Source organism: Rhodopseudomonas sp., from assembly GCF_048594845.1.
Taxonomy (GTDB): domain Bacteria; phylum Pseudomonadota; class Alphaproteobacteria; order Rhizobiales; family Xanthobacteraceae; genus Rhodopseudomonas.
On record NZ_JBMDXE010000001.1, the window covers coordinates 1 to 5,729 of the forward strand.

Consider the following 5,729-nt stretch of genomic DNA (forward strand, 5'->3'; position numbering starts at 1 on the left):
CAGCTCTGCCCGGCTTCTTCGGCCCAATTGAGCCAGAAGCGGACCTCATCAGATCTCGGAGATGTCCCTTCTAACTCCGGTTTGAGGCGATGCATTGAGATATTCTGGGATTGATTCGGTGACGAGATGGCGAACAGTCTGCTTACCGCATCATCGGCGATGAAGGGCGCGTGCGATCGCGCGGCATCGAGGCGTTCGAGTGAAAGCCCGACGCCGGAGCTGGCAGTGCGACTCCCTGAATTTCACGAACCATATTGAGTAGCTTCGGTCCCCACACGGTCTCGATCGATTTCCGGGTCAAGATGGTTTTCGGCGCCGTCATGTTGAAGGCCAGCACGTGGCGGCCATCCGGGTGCAGGTAGGGAACCCCGATGGCGTTGGATCCCGGATCGAGAGCGCCCATCGAAATACAGAAGCCGCGTTCCCAGACCTCGGAGATGCCACGCTCGATATTGCTGATGACGGTGGGACCCGGATAGGCCGTTGCCAACCTTTCCATGATTTCGGCGCGCCGCATACCGTTCATTGTGGACAGGCAGGCCCACCCCATTGCGGTCAACGCCACCGGTACCCGATAGCCGACCTGAGCCTCGCGGAAATGCTGGTGGTCGCCGACGGCCGTGTCGATAAAGACCACATTCAAATCATCGAGGATCGCAAGACCGACGACCGCGTTCGCTTCGCGCGCGAGTTGATCCATGCGCTGGCGAGCGTGTGTCTGCACGCGGAGCTTGGACATCAACGGAAAGCTCAGCGCAAGAACGCGGGGGCCGATCTCGTACTTGCCGATCTGCCGATCGAAATTGAGATAGCCGAGCTCGGTCAACGTTGCGGTAATACGCGACACCGTCGCCTTGGGAATCGACGTGCGTTCTGCGATCTCGACATTGCCGAGAAACTGATCACCGCCGTTGAATGCCGTCAGGATGTCGAGGGCCCGCGCTGCGGCACGGTTGAACTCGACGCGCCCACCTGCCGCCGTCGATGCATCTTCTTTCCGCTCGCTCGCTCGACCCGCCAGCTTCTTGCGTCCCAACCTCAGCCTCCGTTGCCGCGCGGCCCATCCGCGGCGGACCCTAGCCAGCCAACATCAAGATGTAAACGAGGCCGGGACAGCGGAGCGGGTCGGCGGGCGTTGCACCCGCCGCCGACCCGTATTTGTCAGACGATTAACGGCACTTCGGCGGCCGCCGCCTTACCCTCTTGGACCTGCCTGGCTTCGGCACTGCGAGCTTTCCACTCGGTCCCGCCTTCGAGCCGGAGCGAGGCTGAGCGCACCTTGTCGAGCGAGACATCCTCCACGTTCGGCGGCGCGATGCCTTCGTCACGCAGCCGGCTCGCGGCATTCAGCAGCTGCCGCCGCACGGTGACGATCATCGCGTCCGAAGCGCTGAGATGCTCCTTGGTGCGATCGTAAATCGGCTCGCCCTTTTCGTTGGTCATCAGTTCGGTCATCGCACGATCCTGCAGATTGCCGACAAACGGAATGCCGCAGAACATCGTCTCGGACTGGACCTTGAGGTCGCGGCCGTAATCGTTGCTGCGATTGGCTTTGGTCAGGAAGTAGGTCTTCGGATCGTTGGTCCGATCGACATAGCCGCCGACTTCTTCCCAAAACTCGTCACCGCCCTTGATGTTGTCCGAGATCGGCCCCAGCGGGCTGCCGGTCTGCGAGATCAGCATGGTGAATTCGTCGTCGACCGGCACGAAGGAGCGCAGGTTGATGGTGCCGTCGCCAGTGGTGATCATGGTGTGGAACGGGAAGATGAACTGGTTGACCCGATGCCATTCCGAACCGTCGCCGAGGATACGCTTCGCCGAGTAGTAGGCACCGTATTCGGTCGGCACGACGTCGAGGATCGGCGGACGCTTGGTGGGATTCCAGAAGCCACGGATGCCCTTCTCGGGCTTGGGGCTGTCCTCGTTCAGCCGGCGATGCACCCAGTCGAGATGCGCCGAATCGAGGTCGCCTTCCATGTTCTGCAGATAGTTGGCTTCTTCGCCCATGATCCTGGGGATCTGAACGTGATCGGGCGGCAGTGTGTTGATCTCGAATTGCGGAAACGGCGGGGGCGTATCACGCGATCCCATATAGACCCAGATCATGTGGTTGACTTCGTGGCAGGGAAACGCCCGTGCCTTGATCTTGGCGCAGAACGACTGCTGCCGCTCCGGCGCTTCGGTCGGCGTATCGAGGCACTTGCCGGTGCGGTCGAACTTCCAGCCATGGTAAGCGCAGCGCAGGCCGCCCTCTTCATTGCGGCCGAAGTACAGGCTGGCGCCGCGGTGAGGGCAGGATTCTTCCAGTGCGCCCATGCGCCCGGAGGAATCGCGAAACATCACCAGGTTTTCGCCGAGCAGGCGCATCCGCTTCGGCGGGCCATCCGGTTCTAGGAACTCGGCGGAGGGCAGAGCCGGAATCCAATATTGGCGCATCAGTTCGCCCATTGGGGTTCCGGGACCGACGCGACAGATCAATTCGTTGTTTTCGCGTGACAGCATCGTCTTCTCCCTAGCCGGGCGGGAAACGCGGGCCAGCCCGGCGATTTTGTTATTTTTCAAAAACGGAATTCTTTTCCGTATTTGGAATGATACTATGAAAGCCGAACCTGCGCAACGACGCGGGAAGGTTTGGGAGGCGACAACAACATGACCGACAAGATCGAACTGCGCGTTGCGCGCATCGAGCGTGAAGCCGGAGACGTGCGCCGTTTCGTGCTTGCGGCCGCGAACGGCACTCCGCTGCCGCCGTTTACGGCAGGCGCGCACATAGATCTGCAGCTCACACCGAATCTGTCGCGTAGCTATTCGCTGATGAACTCGCAGGACGATCACGACAGCTACGAACTCGGCATCGCGCTGGATCGCGAGAGCAGGGGCGGCTCGCGCTATCTTTTCGAAACCGTTCAGGTCGGTGACCGGATCGTCGCGTCGCTCCCGCGCAATTTGTTCGGGCTCGACGAGCATGCGCCTCACTCCGTGCTGATCGGCGGCGGCATCGGGATCACGCCGTTGCTGTCAATGGCGCATCGGCTGAAGTCGCTTGGTCGCGGGTGGCAGTTGCATTGCTGCACGCGCAGCCGCGAAACGGCGGCGTTTCTGACCGATCTCGAAGCCTTCGGCCGCAACGTCGTGCTCCGGTTCGACGATCAGCACGAAGCCTTCCTCGATCTCGATGGGCTGATCAACGGCGCGCCGGCGGGATCGCACTTCTACTGCTGCGGCCCCAAACCGATGCTCACGGCCTTCGAGGCCGCCGTGCAGCGAACCGGGATTGCGGCGGCGCGTGTGCACGTCGAAAGCTTCAAGCCGGTCGAGGATCTCGGCGTCACGACGGAATTGATCGTCGAACTGGCCCGCTCGGGGACCAGCGTCACGGTTCCGACCGGCACCACAATTCTGGAGGCGCTTCGGGCCGCGGGCAATTCGGCGCACTCATCTTGCGAGAGCGGGATCTGCGGTGAGTGTCAGGTCGCGGTGCTGGATGGCATCCCCGACCACCGCGACGCGGTACTGACCGACCGCGAGCGCGCCTCGAACACGACGATGATGATCTGCTGTTCGGGAGCGAAGTCGTCGAAGCTGGTCCTGGATCTCTGAACGGACCGCCGGAGTGCGGCGGATCAGCTTCGCTTCGCGGGCCTGGTCCTGGCCGCGGGCTTCGTCGACGACTTCTTATGAGGCGCGGGCTTGGCTGCGGCCTTCTTGGTCGCCGGCCGCGCCGCCTTGACGCCGGCCGGCGGGTCGCGAAAGAACAGCGAGCAACACAGCCGGACGTGCTGCTCGACGAAATCAGCCGCGAACGGCGAGCGACCCATCACGCTCTCGGCTTCAGCCGCCTGCATGAAGATACGCGTGACGGCGCCGATGAACAGATACTGCAAGTGATAGGGGTCGCCGTCGACATAGCGGCCTTGCTTCTGCGCCGATTTGATCAGCTCGGCAATGTCGGCGAAGTACTTGTTGCTGCGATTCCCCAGCAGCCATTTGAGGCGCGGATTTGGCCGGTCGCCGACATTGGCCATCAGCCAGTGGTAACCCGGATGGGCGGCCGCGAAGCGGACGAAGCTCTCCTGGATCAGCCGCAGCTTCGTGACGCCGTCCGAGGTTTCCGCCTTGGCGAGTTCGCTCTGCCATTTCTCGGTGAAGTTCGAGCCGACGACCGTCATGACGGCGCGCCACAGCCCTTCCTTGGTTTTGAAGTGATACGTCACCAGCGGGTGATTGACCCCTGCCTTGGTGGCGATCACACGCGTCGAGGTGCCGTCGAAACCGAGTTGGGCGAACTCCTTGTAGGCGACTTCCAGAATGCGCTCGCGCGTTTGAACCGACCGCTGCTGACGGCGGCGCTCGTTGACAAATTCCGGGACGCGCTCGCGAAGAAGGTCGTTGCTCAAAAATGCCTCGGCGGAAACGCTCAGCCTCGAAGAGCAACTTTTCTAAGGCGTCGCCTGCCGCCGGGCAAGGGCCGATCCGGACCGACGCGCCGCGGCCGGCGGTGCGTGGGTCGTGGGCGAGATCGCGTCAGTTCGTCGTTGTTTCGTCGGCGACCGTGTTGCGCAACATCCCGATCCCTTCGATTTCGATGTCGACCACGTCGCCGGGACGCAGCCATTTCGGCGGGTCGAACGCGGCCGCGATCCCCGAGCACGTGCCCATCGCGATGACGTCGCCGGGTTCGAGTGTGATGCCCCGGCTGATATAGGCGATGCTGTCGGCGACGCTGAAGATCATGTTCTTGGTGTTGTTGGACTGCCGCGTCTCGCCATTGACCCGCGCCTCGATCTTCAGCCCGGACGCGCCCGGCGGCAATTCGTCGGCCGTCACGAAGATTGGACCGAAGCCGCCGGTCGAATCGAAGTTCTTGCCCATCGTCCACTGTATCGAATGCTTCTGATAGTCGCGCACCGACCCGTCGTTGAAGCACGCGTAGCCCGCGACGCCGCCCAGCGCCTGTGCCGGCGAGACATGTCGCATCGTCCGTCCGATCACGACGGCGAGTTCCGCTTCGTAGTCGAGGTTGTCCGACGCGGATGGCCGGATCATGGCCTCGCCGTGAGCGATCAGCGAGGTCGGCGCCCGCATGAACAGGATCGGATATTCCGGCGCTGGGTGCGTGGATTCGGCGACGTGATCGGTGTAGTTGAGGCCGAGGCAGAGAAATTTTCGCGAGGCCTCCACCGGGATCGCGCATGCGATGCCGCTGAGCGGGCCGACGGCCCGCGCCTTGCCCTCCCGTATGACGCCGCGCGCGAAGCTCATCGCCTCTTCACCACTCCGCACCAGATCGCCGACGTCACGCGGCGCGTCCGGGCGATCGCCCCAGACGTCCACCACCCGGTCCTTGTCCACGACGCCCAGCCGGGTGCCGCTATCGGCATGATAACGAACGAAACGCATGATGACTCCAGTCTATGTTGCAGCGGCGGACGATGGCCGGATCATTGTTCGAAATCGCAGCCGAGATCCCGCAGCGCCTTGTCGACCCAGGACCGGTCCGAAGGTTTGCCGGCGACGATGTCGGTGAGGGCGCGGCTCTCCAGTTCGATCTTCTGGACGACCGTGCCGTGCAAGCCGTCGGCAAGCTCACGCGGCACCGACATCACTCCATCGCCGTCACCTACGATCAGGTCGCCGAGCTCGTTCACCATGCCGTCGATCTCGATCGGACGCCGGCACGCCCGCTTGCTGCTGCGCCCGCTGCCGCGCGGGGTCGGGACCGCGGCGCC

At 63.1% G+C, this 5,729-nt stretch carries 5 protein-coding genes and 2 pseudogenes; 2 read left to right on the forward strand and 5 right to left on the reverse strand.

Going from position 1 to position 5,729, the window contains the following annotated elements; translation table 11 throughout:
* Nucleotides 1-142 precede the first annotated feature (142 nt).
* Both ACOJTD_RS00005 and ACOJTD_RS00010 read right to left on the reverse strand, forming a co-directional pair.
* Nucleotides 143-1,036, reverse strand: coding sequence for an IclR family transcriptional regulator (locus ACOJTD_RS00005; protein WP_420130901.1), 894 nt, complete (start codon nucleotides 1,034-1,036; stop codon nucleotides 143-145).
* 125 nt (nucleotides 1,037-1,161) lie between these two features.
* Nucleotides 1,162-2,502 carry a Rieske 2Fe-2S domain-containing protein gene (locus tag ACOJTD_RS00010; RefSeq protein ID WP_420130902.1) on the reverse strand — a complete coding sequence of 447 codons (1,341 nt, stop codon included), beginning with the start codon at nucleotides 2,500-2,502 and terminating at the stop codon, nucleotides 1,162-1,164.
* A 147-nt stretch (nucleotides 2,503-2,649) separates the two neighbouring features.
* Here ACOJTD_RS00010 and ACOJTD_RS00015 point away from each other — a divergent pair.
* Both ACOJTD_RS00015 and ACOJTD_RS00020 read left to right on the forward strand, forming a co-directional pair.
* Nucleotides 2,650-2,874, forward strand: a pseudogene (locus tag ACOJTD_RS00015) (FAD-binding oxidoreductase); the annotation flags it as partial.
* Nucleotides 2,875-2,979: 105 nt separating this feature from the next.
* Nucleotides 2,980-3,600, forward strand: coding sequence for a flavin reductase family protein (locus tag ACOJTD_RS00020; protein ID WP_420130905.1), 621 nt, complete (start codon nucleotides 2,980-2,982; stop codon nucleotides 3,598-3,600).
* Between the two features lie 23 nt (nucleotides 3,601-3,623).
* Here the strand turns inward: ACOJTD_RS00020 and ACOJTD_RS00025 are convergent, their stop codons facing one another.
* The 3 genes and pseudogenes from ACOJTD_RS00025 to ACOJTD_RS00035 all read right to left on the reverse strand — a co-directional run.
* Entirely contained in the window at nucleotides 3,624-4,397 is a 774-nt protein-coding gene (locus ACOJTD_RS00025) for a TetR/AcrR family transcriptional regulator (RefSeq protein WP_420130903.1), read from the reverse strand.
* A gap of 127 nt (nucleotides 4,398-4,524) precedes the next feature.
* Nucleotides 4,525-5,400: a fumarylacetoacetate hydrolase family protein gene (locus tag ACOJTD_RS00030; RefSeq protein ID WP_420130904.1), complete on the reverse strand. Its 876-nt coding sequence runs from the start codon at nucleotides 5,398-5,400 to the stop codon at nucleotides 4,525-4,527.
* A 41-nt stretch (nucleotides 5,401-5,441) separates the two neighbouring features.
* A pseudogene (locus ACOJTD_RS00035) lies at nucleotides 5,442-5,729 on the reverse strand (RraA family protein); the annotation flags it as partial.